The following is a 14,489-nucleotide window of genomic DNA, read 5'->3' as shown; positions in this document are numbered from 1 at the left end:
TGGTATAGCCATGAATAATTTGAGACGGCTGGATATCAATCTGCTGCTGACCCTCGATGTGTTGCTGTCGGAGCACAACGTCACCCGCGCGGCGCAGCGGCTGAACCTGTCACAGCCTTCGGTGAGTGTGCATTTGGCCAAGTTGCGCGACATCTTTGGCGATCCGCTGCTGTTGCCCGGGCCACGCGGCATGCGCCCGACGGCGCGCGCCGATGAACTGCGTGAGCCGTTGCGCGAAGCGCTGGAGGCGTTGGAGAGGGCGGTGGCGCCGGCCAGTGCGTTCGACCCGGCGCTGGCGACCCACACCTGGAAAATCGCCGCGACCGATTACGGCGAGTCGACGGTGGTGTTGCCGGCGCTGAGCAGTTTGCGCGAACAGGCGCCGGGCACGCGGCTGGCGGTGGTCGATCTGACACCGGCGCATTTGGTCAAACAGGCCGAGCAGGGCGTGTTCGATCTGGCGCTGCACATTAGCGAAGACGCGCCGCCGGAGCTGCATCGACGTCCGCTGTTCACCGAGCGTTATGTGCTGGCGGGTCGAGTCGGCCATCCGGGATTGCAGTCTGCACCCACGCGCAAACAATTCTGCGCATTGGAGCACGTGATAGTGTCGCGCGAGGGCGGGGGCTTTTTCGGGGTGACTGATCGGGCGCTGGCCGATGTCGGGCTGATGCGCAAAGTGGTGTTGTCGGTGCCGCACTTTTTGATGGCGATGTCGGTGTTGGCCAGCACCGATCTGGTGGCGATGCTGCCGTCACGCCTGGTGCGTGGCAACCCGGCCTTGCAAGTGGTCGACGCGCCGCTGGAAGTGCCCGGTTACGAGATGGCGATGTTCTGGGGCGAGCGTTCGCATCGCGATCCGGCGCACAAATGGCTGCGTGAGCATCTGTTGGTGTCGGTCTGAGCCTTAGGCGTGGCCCAGGGCAATCGCAAACGACACGACGATCATGCACGCAAACGCAAAATTGAGATTCATGAGGTGTTCATCCTGAGCCTTTTAGAAGTGGGGCCATTCTGAACAGGTTGAAAGCAAAGAAAAAATTCGCCTTGTCGATTCCAATGATCGAAACGATTGATACCCCGCCGGTTTGTGTTTGCTCCTGGCTTTCGCTAACCTCGCAAAAACCTGCAACTACAAGCATAAACAGGCATAACCATGCACGATCACTCCGCGGCTGAACTGCCCTCCCTGCGCCGGCAGAAAATCCTCTTGCTCCTCGAACGTGACGGCAAGGTCATGGCCTCCGAGTTGAGCCAGCACTTCGCAGTCTCCGAAGACACCATCCGCCGCGATCTCGCTGAGCTGGACAATGCCGGGCTGGTGCAGCGCGTGCACGGCGGGGCGCTGCCGCGTCCGAAGGACTCCGGCAAGGACTACTTCACGCGGCTGGACGAGACGGATGAGGTGAAGATTCGTCTGGCGCAACGGGCGGCGCAGGAGATTGAAGACGGGCAGATTGTGCTGTTCGATTCCGGCTCGACCACGTTGCAGGTCGCGCGTTCGTTGCGGGCAGATATCAGCATCACGGCCGTGACCGCTTCACCGATGACGGCGATTGCCTTGTCCGAGTTCAAGGGCGTGAAAGTGATTCTCGCTGGCGGCCAGTTGAACCCGCGAACGATGGCGGCGGGTGGGCATGAGGCGCTGCGTTTGCTGGCCGGGATCCGGGCGGATCTGGCGATTACCGGCGTGTGTGCGATACATCCGGAGGTAGGGATTACCTCTTTGCATTTCGATGAAGTGCCGGTGAAGCAAGCGATGCTGGACGGCGCCGCGCGGGTGATTGCAGTGACCACGGCGGACAAACTCGGGGCGGTGGAGCCGTTTGTGGTGGCGCCGTGCACTCGCCTGCATACGCTGATTACCGAGCGGCATGTGGCGTCGGGGAGTGTCGAGGATTATCGGCGGTTGGGGATTGTGGTCGAGCAGTTGGCGGATTGAAGTTTTGTAGTGGGGCTGATGGCCTCATCGCTGGCAAGCCAGCTCCCACAGGTTTTTGCGGTGTACATGAAATTTGGGTACGCCACGGACACTGTGGGAGCTGGCTTGCCAGCGATGGGGTCAGCAGGATCAACACAGGCTTAGCGAAGTCGCTCAAGCATCTGGTAGTACCACATCCCGGCAGCCAGCAACGGATTGCCGAGCAAATCCCCCATCGGCACACGAATGTGCTGGCATTGAGCAAACGTATCAAACTGCTCCATCTGCCCGGTGATCGCGCGGCTCATGATTTCGCCCATGATGTGCGTGGTCGCGATGCCGTGCCCCGAATAGCCCTGGCAATACCAGACGTTGTCCGAGAGCTTGCCCAGTTGCGGGATGCGGTTGATGACGATGCCCATCGCGCAGCTCCACTGGTAATCGATCTGCACGCCTTTGAGCGCCGGGAAGGTTTGCTCGATGCACGGGCGCAGCTCGGCGGCGATGTCGCGTGAGTCCTTGCCGCTGTAATTGGCGCCACCACCGAACAACAAACGGCCATCGGCGGTGAGGCGGTAGTAGTCGAGGACGAAGCGGCAGTCGTAGACAGCCAGATCTTCCGGGTTGATCTGCTTGGCCAGATCGCCAAGCGGTGCAGTGGTGACGATGCCGCCCATGGCCGGAAAAATCTTGCCCTTGAGCTGCCCCGGTTCGAGCTTGTGGTAGACGTCGCCGGCGAGCATTACTTGATTCGCGTCGATCTGGCCGTGAGCCGTGCGCACGCCCGGCGTGGCGCCGTGAATGATCTCCAGTACTTCGCTGTTTTCGAAGATCAGTGCGCCCAGGCTTTCCGCCGCTCGCGCCTCGCCGATGCACAGGTTGAGCGGATGCAGATGCATGTTGCGGGTATTCTTGATTGCGCCGTGGTAGAGGTCGCTTTGCAGCAGATCACGCACCTGACTGCGGTCGAGCAGACTGACCTCATCGCCCAATCCGCGCCGCACGGCTTCTTCATAATCCTTGCGCAAGTCGGTCATGTGGCTGGGCTTGTACGCCGCGTGCAAATGGCCGTGTTTGAGGTCGCATTGAATGCCGTACTTCTCGACGCGTTGCTGGATGATTTCATGCCCGCGCCAGCGCAGGTGCCAGATGAAATCATCGACATCATCGCCAAGTTTCGCGCGCATCTGTTTGCGCATCGCGCCGTCGCCGGAGAGGCTGCCGGTGACTTGTCCGCCGTTACGCCCGGTGGCGCCCCAGCCGATCTTGTGGCTTTCGACGATGGCGACTTTCAGGCCTTTTTCAGCGAGTTCGACAGCAGTGGCGACGCCGGTGAAACCGCCGCCGATAATCACCACGTCGACCTTGTGCCGGCCTTGCAGGATCGGGTAGTCGGTGTCGTGGTTGAGGGTGGCGGTGTAGTAGGAATTGCAGCGTTCGGTCATGTCAGTGTCCACACAAAATTCGGGAGGCTAAGCAGGATCCTTGTGGGAGCTGGCTTGCCAGCGATAGCGGAGTGTCAATCACCACAGAAGGTGAATGTGCTGGCCTCATCGCTGGCAAGCCAGCTCCCACAGGATCTATGTCCAATGGTTAAGCTTCAGTGAGATACCACCGCCAATCCTGCTCACCCACCTCGGCCATGAACTGCCGGTACTCGGCACGTTTCACCGCCAGATACACCCCGAGAAACGCCTGCCCCAAGGCATCCCGCGCCCACACCGAATTTTCCAGTGCCTGCAGTGACGTCAGCCAATCGGTCGGCAGCAATTCCTTCGCCTGCGCATAGCCATTGCCTTCAACCGGCGCACCCGGATCAAGGTCTTCACGAATGCCGCGATGAATCCCGGCAAGGATCGCCGCTGCTGCCAGATACGGGTTGGCGTCGGCACCGCAGATGCGGTGTTCGATGTGCCGGGTGTTGGCCGGGCCGCCCGGAACGCGCAGGCTCACGGTGCGGTTGTCGACACCCCAGGTCGGCGCCAACGGCGCGTAGCTGTTGGCCTGAAAGCGCCGGTAGGAGTTGGCGTTCGGGCAGAACAGCAGCAACGAATCGAGCAAGGATGCGAGCATGCCGCCAATCGCCGTGCGCAGCAGCGGAGTGCCGGCCGGGTCTTCAGAGGCGAACAAATTACGGCCTTCGCCATCGGCCAGACTCACATGCATGTGCATGCCGGTGCCGGCCAGATCATCGAACGGCTTGGCCATGAAAGTCGCCTGCATGCCGTGCTTGTGGGCGATGGCTTTGACCAGACGTTTGTAGCGCACGGCCTGGTCCATCGCCGCCAGCGCATCGCCATGTTCGAGGGTGATTTCGACCTGACCCGGCGCGTATTCGGAAATCGCCGTGCGCGCCGGAATGCCGTGCAATTTACAGGCGCTGTAGAGGTCGGCGAGGAACGGTTCGATCTGTTCCAGCTCACGCAAACCGTAGACCTGGGTGTGTCGCGGTCGACCACCGTCAGCATCCAGTGCCGGTTGCGGTCGGCCGTTGTGATCGCGTTTGGCGTCGAGCAGGTAGAACTCCAGTTCGCAGGCCATCACCGGGTAATAACCCTCAGCCTTGAGGCCGTCGATGACCTTGATCAGCAAGTGGCGCGGATCGGCGATGCTGGCGGGCATGCCCTCGGTCGGGTGCATGCTGACCTGCACGGCGGCGGTTGGAATCTTGCGCCATGGCAGGCGCACCAGACTGCCCTCAAGCGGATAGGCGCGGCAGTCGATATCGCCAACGTCCCAGACCAGACCAGAGTTCTCGACGTCTTCACCCTGCACGGTCAGGCCGAGAATGGTGCTCGGCAGCGGCCGGCCGCTTTGGTACACAGCGAGCAATTCTTCGCGGTGCAACAGCTTGCCGCGCGGCACGCCGTTGGCGTCGAGGATGAACAGTTCGATCATGTCGATATCGGGGTTCTGTTCAAGGAACAGGCGTGCGTCTTCAGGGGCTGCGAATTTCATAATCAATCACTCACGATGGCACCGCACAGGCGCGCAGATTCGGGCCGGACACGACGCAGCAATAGGCGTGGCTGTCCTGGCAGGGATATCAGGGGGTAGGGACTGTCGCGGCTTTTTTAACGGGCGCGATCAGACAGGCAGAGAGATATCCGGCGGGCGTGCGGAATGACGCAGCTTGGAACGGCGCAGGGCCATGGGGAGATTGACGATACGATTCATACGCCGCCCCTGTGAGAGAGGGCGCGCAGGGCAGAGACGTTCAACGATTCTGCTTGTTGTAGTGACGTACTCATAACGCGTGTTTCCGTTGGCGGAAAACGTCGGTGGCGGGGGATGCCCGCCGACCGGTGTGCCCGGATAGTAAGGGGGAATTCGCGGGCGTGTAAACGGGAGATTCGCCGGCCACGTGTCAGCGCATCAGCTGAAAGCCCAGCCCGGCGAGGGCGCAAACGATCAACACACTGATCACACCGCGCTTGAAAACGAACAAGGCCAATGCCGCCGCAACGGCCAACGCTACTGAAAAAACATCTGGCGCCCCGTTAAAGCCATTCGGCCAGAACACGTGATAAGCGAAGAAACACGCCAGATTCACAATCACCCCGACCACGGCGGCGGTGATTGCCGTCAGCGGTGCGGTGAACTTCAGTTCGTTGTGCGTCGACTCCACCAATGGCCCGCCGGCCAGAATGAACAGAAACGAGGGCAGGAAGGTGAACCAGGTCACCAGCGTTGCCGCCAGCGCACCGGCGGCAAACGCGTGCTCGGGACTGAAGACCGGTTGCACGTAGGCACCGACGAAACCGACAAATGCCACCACCATGATCAGCGGCCCCGGGGTGGTTTCGCCGAGCGCGAGGCCGTCGATCATCTGCGTCGGCGTCAACCAGCCGTAATGCCCGACGGCGCCCTGATAGACGTAAGGCAACACCGCGTAAGCGCCGCCAAAGGTAAGCAGCGCGGCTTTGGTGAAGAACCAGGCCATTTGTGTGAGCGTGCCGTCCCAGCCAAATAGCGCGGTCAACAACGCCATGGGCAAACACCAGAGCACTGCGCCGATCAACGCCAGACGCAGCAGCTTCGCCAGACTGAAACGGGCATGTTCGGGGGCCGGCGTATCGTCGTCGATCAACGCCGGGCCGAAGGATTTTTCGCTGTTGCGCTGACCACTGTTGCTGAACCGCTGCGGTGCGAATCGACCACCCAGATAGCCGATCAACGCGGCCCCGAGGACGATCAAAGGGAAGGGCACATTGAAGGCGAAAATCGCCACGAAGGAGGCCCCGGCAATCGCCCACAGCCACGCATTCTTCAATGCACGCGAACCGATGCGATGCGCGGCATGCAGGACAATCGCTGTGATTGCCGGTTTGATCCCGTAAAACACCCCGGCCACTGCCGGCACGTCACCAAACGCGACGTACAGCCAGGACAACGCGATCAGAATGAACAGCGACGGCAGCACAAACAGCGCACCGGCAATGACACCGCCCCAGGTGCGATGCAGCAGCCAGCCGATGTAGGTCGCCAGTTGCTGAGCCTCGGGGCCGGGCAGCAACATGCAGTAGTTGAGCGCGTGCAGAAAACGCTTTTCGGAGATCCAGCGCCGACGCTCGACCAGCTCCTGATGCATGATCGCGATCTGCCCGGCCGGTCCGCCGAAACCAATGCAGCCGAGTTTCAGCCAGAAGCGCCAGGCCTGACGCAGGGTGACGGGATCGGGGCGGGGCAGGTTGTTCGGCGCTGTGCTCAAGCGAGACTCCGGGTTGAATCCTGGCGGAGCGGCTATCTAACCAGACTTTCAACCCTCACCCCAGCCCTCTCCCAGAGGGAGAGGGGGCCGACCGAGGTGTCTTGTGTTATCCATCGACCTGAAATACCGAGTCGATTATGGATTTGATGATCACCCGAAGGGGCTGACCGAGGTGTGCGGCATTGTCATCGACCCGTAAGATCCCGTCGATTATGGATTCACCTCAGCCGATTCAGGTCGGCGTACCTCTGCAATATCCCCCAATCAGTCCCCTCTCCCTCTGGGAGAGGGTTAGGGTGAGGGGCTTTTGCTCTTCAGGCATGCGCCAGGCTCCAGCGCAAAGCAGCATTCTGATCACTCTCCCGCGCCTCGACCCAATGCGAACCTTGCGCCGTGGTCTCGCGCTTCCAGAACGGCGCACGAGTCTTGAGCACGTCCATGATGAACGCGCACGCCTCGAACGCCATATGCCGATGCTTGCTGCTGACCCCGACAAATACGATCGGCTCACTCACCGACAACGCACCGACCCGATGCACAATCTCCACGCCCAAAAGCGGCCAGCGCTCACGGGCTTCTGCGGCGATCTGCTCAAGGGCCTTTTCGGTCATACCCGGATAGTGCTCAAGAAACAGTTCACTCACGCTCTGACTAATATTCAGATCACGCACATAACCAATAAAATTCACCACCGCGCCCACCCGTGGATTGCGCGCATGCAGATCGGCGGTCAACTGGCCGACATCAAAGCTTTTGTGCTGGACTCGAATAGCCATCGATCAACCCCCGGTGACGGGCGGGAAAAACGCGATTTCATCGAAATCCTCAATCGCCTGACCCGGCTGGCATATCTCCTGATTCACCGCGCACATCAGATTCCCGGCGCCGAGCACTTCACGCCACAGCTCGCCGCGCGCCATGAGCACTTGCCGTACATCTTCAACGCAGCTCAAAGCCTCAGTCAGCGGAATCTTTTCGCCGCCCAGATTGAGACGGTCACGGTAGCTGGCGAAGTAGTTGATCAGGATCATTGCGCGTCCTCCCATTGAAAATGACCGGAGCGGCCACCGTGTTTGCTGAGCAGGCGGATGTCGCCAATCACCATCGCCCGATCCACCGCTTTGCACATATCGTAAATAGTCAGCGCGGCGACGCTGGCGGCGGTCAGGGCTTCAAGTTCGACGCCGGTCTGGCCGTTGAGGCGGCAAGTGCTGGTGATCTTCACGCGATCCGGTTCGCAGGCCTTGAGTTCGACGTGAATCGAGCTGAGCAGCAACGCGTGGCACAGCGGGATCAGCTCGTGAGTGCGCTTGGCGGCCTGAATGCCGGCGATCCGCGCCACGGCGAACACGTCACCCTTGGGATGACCGTTGGCCTGAATCATCTGCAAGGTTTCCGGGCGCATCTGTACCCAGGCTTGTGCTGTGGCTTCGCGGCGGGTCGCCGCTTTGTCGCTGACGTCGACCATGTTGGCGCGGCCCTGATCGTCGAGGTGGGTGAGGGTGTGGCTCATGCAGAAAACTCCTGGGCCGGGCTGTAAATTCGCGGGGCGTTGCGGTGCGGCACGTGGATCAGATTGAGCCGGTGCTTGAGCGCCCAACGCACGGTCAACGCGGTAGGCGCGGACAGACTGACGAGGGTGCCGAGGCGGGCGCGCACAGCTTTGTGGATCAGTTCGAGGCTGCAACGGCTGGTGACCACGACGAAGCCTTCAGCAGCATCGATGGCATCGATTAGCATCGCACCGATCAGCTTGTCCAGAGCGTTGTGGCGGCCGATGTCTTCGCGGCACAGCAAGGCTTCACCCTCGGCGTCGAAATACAGCGCGGCGTGCAGGGCGCCGCTGCTGCGCGCCAGTTGCTGGGCCTGTTCGATGCGCTGGCGGATGCCGTCGAAATGCTTGGCCGGCGGCAGTGATGAAGGTTGCAGAATCTGCAATTGCGGCAGCGCCTGCTCCAGCGCTTCGACGCCGCAGATGCCGCAGCCGCTGGTGCCGGTCATTTGCCGACGATGATCCTTCAAAGCCCAGAACGCGCGGCTGGAAATCTGCACATCGGCCTGACAGGCCTGATCGAAATGCGTGAGGCGGATGTCGTAGACCTCGTCGACGCTGTCGATGATCGCGTTGCTCAGGCTGAAGCCACGGATGAAGTCTTCGAGGTTGCCAGGTGAAACCATCATCACCGCTTGGCTGATGCCGTTGTAGCTGATGGCGAGGGCGATTTCCGCGGCCAGCGCTGCGTGGGAGAGGGCGGCGTTCGGCAGGTATTCGCGAAACGCCACCTGCGCCGGTTGCGGCGCGGGGGCGTTGGGTTCGCGGGTGGATTCTGTGATGGTTTCGACTTGGCAGAGCATCTTGAAAGTCCCGAAGCGCTGAAGAGTGTTCAGGCTACGGGGGCGTTAAAAGTGCGTCCAATCGCTTGTTCTGATGTGGTGATTGTTTTGGTCGATCAGCAGGATTTGTGTTGGCTGGTCGGGCCCCATCGCTGGCAAGCCAGCTCCCACAGGTTTCTGTGTCGTGCACAGAAACTGTGATCACATCGGAAACTGTGGGAGCTGGCTTGCCAGCGATGGGGCCGGGACATCCACCCTTGCTTATTCGGCAGAAACCTCAACCCCAAACAACTTCCGCGCCTCGGCAAAACACTTCTCGGCAATCGCCGAACGCGGTTCGGTCTTGCGCATCACCAGGCCCAACGGCGCGAGCACACTGGCATCCGGCAATTGCATGAACGACAGGTGCTCGATCGGCTCTTCCAGGCCACTGTCCAGCGGCATGATCGCGCAGCAGAAACCTTGGTGAATCGCCTGCAACAGCTGATAGGTCGAATCGCTTTCCATGATCGGCTGCGGGCTGAGCCCACGGCTGCGGAAGCTCAGGTCGATGGATTTACGGTAATGCATGCCGGCGGTGATCATCCCCAGCGGCAGTTCGGCGGCGTCTTCCCAGCTCATTTCTGTGCCTTCGAACTGAAAGTGCCTGTTGTCGTAAAGCAGACCGACACGGGTTTCGCCGATCTCGAAAAACTCGAAGTAGTTCGGGTTGACGTGGTCCAGATAGCACACGCCCAAGTCGAGTTGGTTATTGCCCAGCCCGGCGATGATCTCGTCGGAGCTGAGCGACGACAGACTGAACTTCAACTCCGGATACGTCCCCGACAAACCCTGAATGTAATTCACCGGGTTGAAGCTGCTCAGCGGCACCAGACCCAGACGCAGACTACCCACCAGTTGCCCGCGACACGCCGCCGCTTCGGCGAACAGACCGTCGTGAGCCGCCAGCAAGGTGCGCGCCCAGGCCAGCACGCGCTCGCCGGCCTGGGTGAAACCTTCAAAGCGCTGGCCGCGGTTGACCAGCACCAGATCCAGCTCATCTTCCAGATTGCGCAGGCGCATCGACAACGTCGGCTGGGTGATGTGGCAGCGTGCGGCGGCCTGGCCGAAGTGTCGGGTTTCGTCCAGCGCGATCAGGAACTTGAGTTGTTTGATGTCCACGATGGCACCCGCTCGATGGAAATTTTTTGATTGAGTATTGACGCAGATGCGCGAGACGCACGAAAAGCGCAGGGTGCGACGATCTCATTTGAACGGTTGTTCGTCCAATCGGAAGTGTTTAAGGGACTATCGATCAGCTCTATCAAGCCCGGTTTTACTGGCGTTTAGCGAGGTGAAAAGCACCGATAGAGCCGGTCGATAATGTGGTTGGTCAGAGTGATTAGACAGTATTCATAAGTGGCCCTTAGGCTGCTCGGCAATCTGATTAAAAACTGCCGGAGAGTGCCATGAGTGCTAAAGCGGATGTCCTGTTTGTTCCCCTCAATATTGCCGTACTGACGGTCAGCGATACGCGCGACTACGCCAGCGATACCTCGGGCCAGTTGCTGGTCAGTCGCCTGCTGGAGGCCGGTCATACACTGAGCGAGCGCAACTTGCTCAAGGATGATCTGTACAAGATCCGCGCTCAGGTCGCTCAGTGGATCGCCGACGAAGGCATTCAGGTGGTGCTGATCACTGGCGGCACCGGCTTCACCGGTCGCGACAGCACACCGGAAGCGGTGGCCTGCCTGTTCGATAAGCAAATCGATGGTTTTGGCGAACTGTTCCGCGCGATTTCGATTCTGGATATCGGCACCTCCACCGTGCAAAGCCGCGCGCTGGCCGGGCTGTCGAACGGCACGCTGGTGTGCTGCCTGCCAGGTTCGACTGGCGCTTGCCGCACGGCGTGGGAAGGCATTCTTGCCGAGCAACTCGACAACCGTCATCGCCCGTGCAACTTCGTCCCGCACCTGAAAGCCGCGCAAGCCTGCGGGCCACGCGAATGAGCAAGGCACCGCTGATGCCGGTCGAGGACGCCCTCGACCAATTGCTCGGCATGGCCAATGAGCAATGCCTGGCCGACAGCGAACTGCTGGCGCTCGACGATGCGCGTGGGCGGGTGCTGGCCAGTGATCTGGTGGCGACACTCGATTTGCCGCCGTGGCCGAACAGCGCCATGGACGGTTACGCGCTCAATCTCGCCGATCTGCACCGACAGCCGCTGAAGGTCTCGCAAAAGGTTTACGCCGGGCTGGCGCCGGACACGTTGCTGCCCGGCACCTGCGCACGGATTTTTACCGGCGCACCACTGCCGCCCGGCGCCACGTGTGTCGAGATGCAGGAAAACGTCGAAGTGCTGGAGGACGGCCGCGTGCGCTTCTTGCAGCCACTGAAGGCGGGACAGAACATCCGCGCGCAAGGTCAGGAAAATCGCGTCGGCGACATCCTGCTGCGGGCCGGCAAACGCCTTGGGCCGTTCGAACTGGCAGTCGCCGCCGGGCAAGGGCTGGCGCAACTGCACGTGGTGCGTCGCCCGCGTGTGGCGCTGCTGTCGACCGGTGATGAACTGGTCGAACCGGGCCAGCCGTTGCGCCCCGGCAGCATCTACAACAGCAACCGCGTGTTGCTTGGCCACTGGTTGCGTGAGCTGGGCTGCGAGGTGATCGACGCCGGGATCCTCCCGGATCGCCCGGCGCAGACGCGGCTTAAACTTGAGCAACTGCAAGTGAGCGCTGATTTGATCCTGACCACGGGCGGCGTGTCTGCCGGTGATGCCGATTGTCTCGGGCAGGTGCTGCGCGACAGCGGCAAACCGCTGTTGTGGAAACTGGCGATCAAGCCTGGCAAACCGCTGACCGTGGGTCATTTCGGCACGGTGCCGGTGATTGGTTTGCCGGGTAATCCGACCTCAGCACTGGTGACGTTTGGCTTGTTGGCGCGGCCGTATCTGCTGCGCATACAAGGTGTGGAAGATGTCATGCCGCTGAGTTTTACGGTCAATGCAGGTTTCGACTGGCACAAGGCTGGCGGCCGTCGTGAATACCTGCGGGTGAGGCTGGAGGCGGGGCGTGCGGTGCTCTATCCGAATCAAAGCTCCGGCGTCCTGCTCGGCGCGACCTGGGCCGACGGCCTGGTGGAAATCCCGGAAAACAGTACCCACAGCCTCGGCGACCCGCTGCGCTTTATCCCGTTCAACGAACTCTTCTGATCCCATCACAAATCAAAACTGTGCGAGCTGGCTTGCCAGCGATGGCGGCAGGTCAGGTGGCATTGATGTTGGCTGACACGGCCTCATCGCTGGCAAGCCAGCTCCCACAATGGGTTTTGTGGTGGTGCTTGATATTGAGGATGTACACAGAACCTGTGGGAGCTGGCTTGCCAGCGATGGCGGCAGGTCAGGTGGCATTGATGTTGGCTGACACGGCCTCATCGCTGGTAAGCCAGCTCCCACAGGGTTTTGAGGTGTTTGCAGAGCTAAGGATCAGCTCAGGACATAGTCCACAGGCTTCAACGCTGGCGGCACCTCTGCGCCAAGCTCGGCGAGGATGTCGCGCTCGATGGTGCGCACCAGCGAGTCGGTAGCCAGGTCATTTTCATCGCGGCCGAACGGGTCTTCCAGTTCATCGGCAATCGCATCCAGGCCAAAGAACGTATAGCTGACAATCGCCGTAAACAACGGGGTCAGCCAGCCCAACGGCTCGGCCATGGCGAACGGCAGCAGGATGCAAAACAGATAAATCGTCCGGTGCAACAGCAGCGTGTAGGGAAACGGCAGCGGTGTGGTTTTGATCCGTTCGCACACCGCTTGCGCCTGGGTCAGGCTGGTCAGGTGATTGGCCAGCAGCATGTAACGCCATTCAGTCAGTTCACCGTTTTGATGCAGATCGGAACATTGCTGGCCAACCGTTTGCAGAATTCGCCCACTGTAATCCGGCGTCTGCGGATCGGGTTTCGGCGTGATCCAGACACTGCTGGCCGCCGCTTCGCTTTCCCGGCGCAACCGCGCGTTCAACGCATGGGCGAAGCCGCACAGATTGAGCAGCAACGGCTTGCGCTCAGCCGACTCACGAATCACATGGGTTTCGCGAATCACCGAGCGAATGTGCACGATCACCTCGCCCCACGCCTTGCGCGCCTCGTACCAGCGGTCATAACAGGCGTTGTTGCGAAAATTCATGAAGATCGACAGCGACAAGCCGAGCAAGGTAAACGGCGTGGCGTTGACCTTGGTGAAGTTGCTCGGATGGAGGATTTCCACCAGGACGATGGCCGAGGCGAGCAGGGTGACCATCAGCGTGCGCAGGGCGATGCGCTTGGCGATCGAACCCTTGAGCGTGAAGAGAATGGCGAACTGATTGACCTTGGGTCTGATGATCATGCTGTGCGGTTCCGATAACCCTTGGAAGGGGCGGTCTAGCCGCCCGTCATGTTCATGAAACGTACGATCTGAACATCGTCGTTCACTTCGAAATTATGTCGGTACGGCTTGAGTTTCATCGCCTCGACGATGGCTTTCTCCAGCCGCTGCGGTTGCCCAGGATGGGCACGCAACACCGCTTTCAGATCCACCGAATGCTCGTTACCCAGACACAGTAGCAGGCGCCCTTCAACGGTGAGCCGCACGCGGTTGCAGGTACCGCAAAAATTGTGGCTGTGCGGCGAGATAAAGCCCAGGCGAATCTCCGGCGCTTCCGCCAGCCGCCAGTAGCGCGACGGGCCTTGCGTCGATTCCGCCGAGTCGATCAGGGTGTAGCGTTCGGCGATCTTTTCGCGCACCTGCGCACTGGAGAAAAACGACTCGGCACGGCTGTGCTCGCTGATGATCCCCAGCGGCATTTCCTCGATGAAGGAGACGTCGAGCTGACGATCAATGGCGAAGCTGACCAGATCATTGATTTCCTGATCGTTGCGACCCTGCATCACCACCACGTTGAGTTTAGTGCGGGTAAAACCGGCCTGGCGCGCGGCATCGATGCCGTTGATCATCTGCGCCAGATCGCCGGTGCGGGTCATTTGTTTGAAGCGCTGCGGATCAAGGCTGTCGAGGCTGATGTTCAGGCGCTTGACCCCGGCGTCGAACAGCGGCGCGGCCAGCTTGCCCAGTTGCGAGCCATTGGTGGTCATGCACAATTCGCGCAGGCCGGGCAGGGCGGCGATCTGCTCGCACAACTTGACCACGCCCGGACGGATCAGCGGCTCGCCACCGGTGAGGCGAATCTTGCGCGTCCCCAGCGCCACGAAGCTCTGCGCCAGTTGATAGATCTCTTCCAGAGTGAGGATTTTCTGCCGTGGCAGGAACTGCATGTCTTCAGCCATGCAATAGACGCAGCGGAAGTCGCAGCGGTCGGTCACCGACATGCGCAGATAGTCGACGCGGCGGTTGTAACCATCGATCAAGACACGCTCTGACATGACAGCCTCGCAGGAATGGAAACCACTGTAGAAGCGGTTTGGTCAGCGCAGGTTATGAGCAACTTTCAATGGCGTCCAATCACTGTTTATGAACAGCTGATTGATCCCGTCGATGATGAATTATTTTCT

14 protein-coding genes are annotated in these 14,489 nt (G+C 60.6%); 4 read left to right on the top strand and 10 right to left on the bottom strand.

Annotated features, from left to right (window positions below):
* Positions 1-10 precede the first annotated feature (10 nt).
* Positions 11-904, top strand: a complete 894-nt coding sequence (locus tag ACIF4X_RS05225; protein WP_397481238.1) for a LysR family transcriptional regulator — start codon at positions 11-13, stop codon at positions 902-904.
* A 252-nt stretch (positions 905-1,156) separates the two neighbouring features.
* Positions 1,157-1,942, top strand: a complete 786-nt coding sequence (locus ACIF4X_RS05220) for a DeoR/GlpR family DNA-binding transcription regulator (RefSeq protein WP_397481237.1) — start codon at positions 1,157-1,159, stop codon at positions 1,940-1,942.
* A gap of 140 nt (positions 1,943-2,082) precedes the next feature.
* Here the strand turns inward: ACIF4X_RS05220 and ACIF4X_RS05215 are convergent, their stop codons facing one another.
* From ACIF4X_RS05215 to ACIF4X_RS05180, 8 genes are all read right to left on the bottom strand, one after another.
* The gene (locus ACIF4X_RS05215; protein WP_397481236.1) at positions 2,083-3,366 is read right to left on the bottom strand and encodes an NAD(P)/FAD-dependent oxidoreductase; all 1,284 of its coding nucleotides are present in this window, start codon (positions 3,364-3,366) and stop codon (positions 2,083-2,085) included.
* Between the two features lie 148 nt (positions 3,367-3,514).
* Positions 3,515-4,879, bottom strand: coding sequence for a glutamine synthetase family protein (locus ACIF4X_RS05210; RefSeq protein WP_397481235.1), 1,365 nt, complete (start codon positions 4,877-4,879; stop codon positions 3,515-3,517).
* Between the two features lie 409 nt (positions 4,880-5,288).
* Entirely contained in the window at positions 5,289-6,632 is a 1,344-nt protein-coding gene (gene chrA / locus ACIF4X_RS05205) for a chromate efflux transporter (protein ID WP_397481234.1), read from the bottom strand.
* Between the two features lie 314 nt (positions 6,633-6,946).
* On the bottom strand, positions 6,947-7,408 hold the full coding sequence (gene moaE / locus ACIF4X_RS05200) for a molybdopterin synthase catalytic subunit MoaE (RefSeq protein ID WP_397481233.1): 462 nt from the start codon (positions 7,406-7,408) through the stop codon (positions 6,947-6,949).
* A 3-nt stretch (positions 7,409-7,411) separates the two neighbouring features.
* A complete protein-coding gene (locus tag ACIF4X_RS05195; RefSeq protein WP_397481232.1) occupies positions 7,412-7,663 on the bottom strand; it encodes a MoaD/ThiS family protein in 252 nt (83 codons plus the stop codon).
* The gene (gene moaC, locus ACIF4X_RS05190) at positions 7,660-8,145 is read right to left on the bottom strand and encodes a cyclic pyranopterin monophosphate synthase MoaC (protein ID WP_397481231.1); all 486 of its coding nucleotides are present in this window, start codon (positions 8,143-8,145) and stop codon (positions 7,660-7,662) included. The genes ACIF4X_RS05195 and moaC overlap by 4 nt, the downstream gene beginning before the upstream one ends.
* Positions 8,142-8,987: a formate dehydrogenase accessory sulfurtransferase FdhD gene (gene fdhD / locus ACIF4X_RS05185; RefSeq protein ID WP_397481230.1), complete on the bottom strand. Its 846-nt coding sequence runs from the start codon at positions 8,985-8,987 to the stop codon at positions 8,142-8,144. The genes moaC and fdhD overlap by 4 nt, the downstream gene beginning before the upstream one ends.
* Before the next feature lie 240 nt (positions 8,988-9,227).
* Positions 9,228-10,127, bottom strand: a complete 900-nt coding sequence (locus ACIF4X_RS05180; RefSeq protein ID WP_397481229.1) for a LysR family transcriptional regulator — start codon at positions 10,125-10,127, stop codon at positions 9,228-9,230.
* A 287-nt stretch (positions 10,128-10,414) separates the two neighbouring features.
* On the opposite strand from ACIF4X_RS05180, the gene moaB reads away from it, so the two are divergent.
* Positions 10,415-10,954, top strand: a complete 540-nt coding sequence (gene moaB, locus ACIF4X_RS05175; protein WP_397481228.1) for a molybdenum cofactor biosynthesis protein B — start codon at positions 10,415-10,417, stop codon at positions 10,952-10,954.
* A complete protein-coding gene (glp, locus tag ACIF4X_RS05170) occupies positions 10,951-12,156 on the top strand; it encodes a gephyrin-like molybdotransferase Glp (protein WP_397481227.1) in 1,206 nt (401 codons plus the stop codon). Before moaB ends, glp begins: the two co-directional genes overlap by 4 nt.
* 273 nt (positions 12,157-12,429) lie before the next feature.
* Here glp and ACIF4X_RS05165 read toward each other — a convergent pair whose 3' ends face one another.
* Positions 12,430-13,326: a bestrophin family protein gene (locus ACIF4X_RS05165; RefSeq protein WP_397481226.1), complete on the bottom strand. Its 897-nt coding sequence runs from the start codon at positions 13,324-13,326 to the stop codon at positions 12,430-12,432.
* A gap of 35 nt (positions 13,327-13,361) precedes the next feature.
* Complete coding sequence (gene moaA / locus ACIF4X_RS05160) at positions 13,362-14,360, bottom strand: GTP 3',8-cyclase MoaA (RefSeq protein ID WP_397481225.1); 999 nt, start codon at positions 14,358-14,360, stop codon at positions 13,362-13,364.
* Positions 14,361-14,489: the final 129 nt, after the last annotated feature.

Source organism: Pseudomonas sp. NPDC085632 (genome assembly GCF_044541255.1).
Classification (GTDB): Bacteria; Pseudomonadota; Gammaproteobacteria; order Pseudomonadales; family Pseudomonadaceae; genus Aquipseudomonas.
Note: the sequence above shows the minus strand (reverse complement) of the source record. Positions and strands in the feature narration are given on the sequence as shown.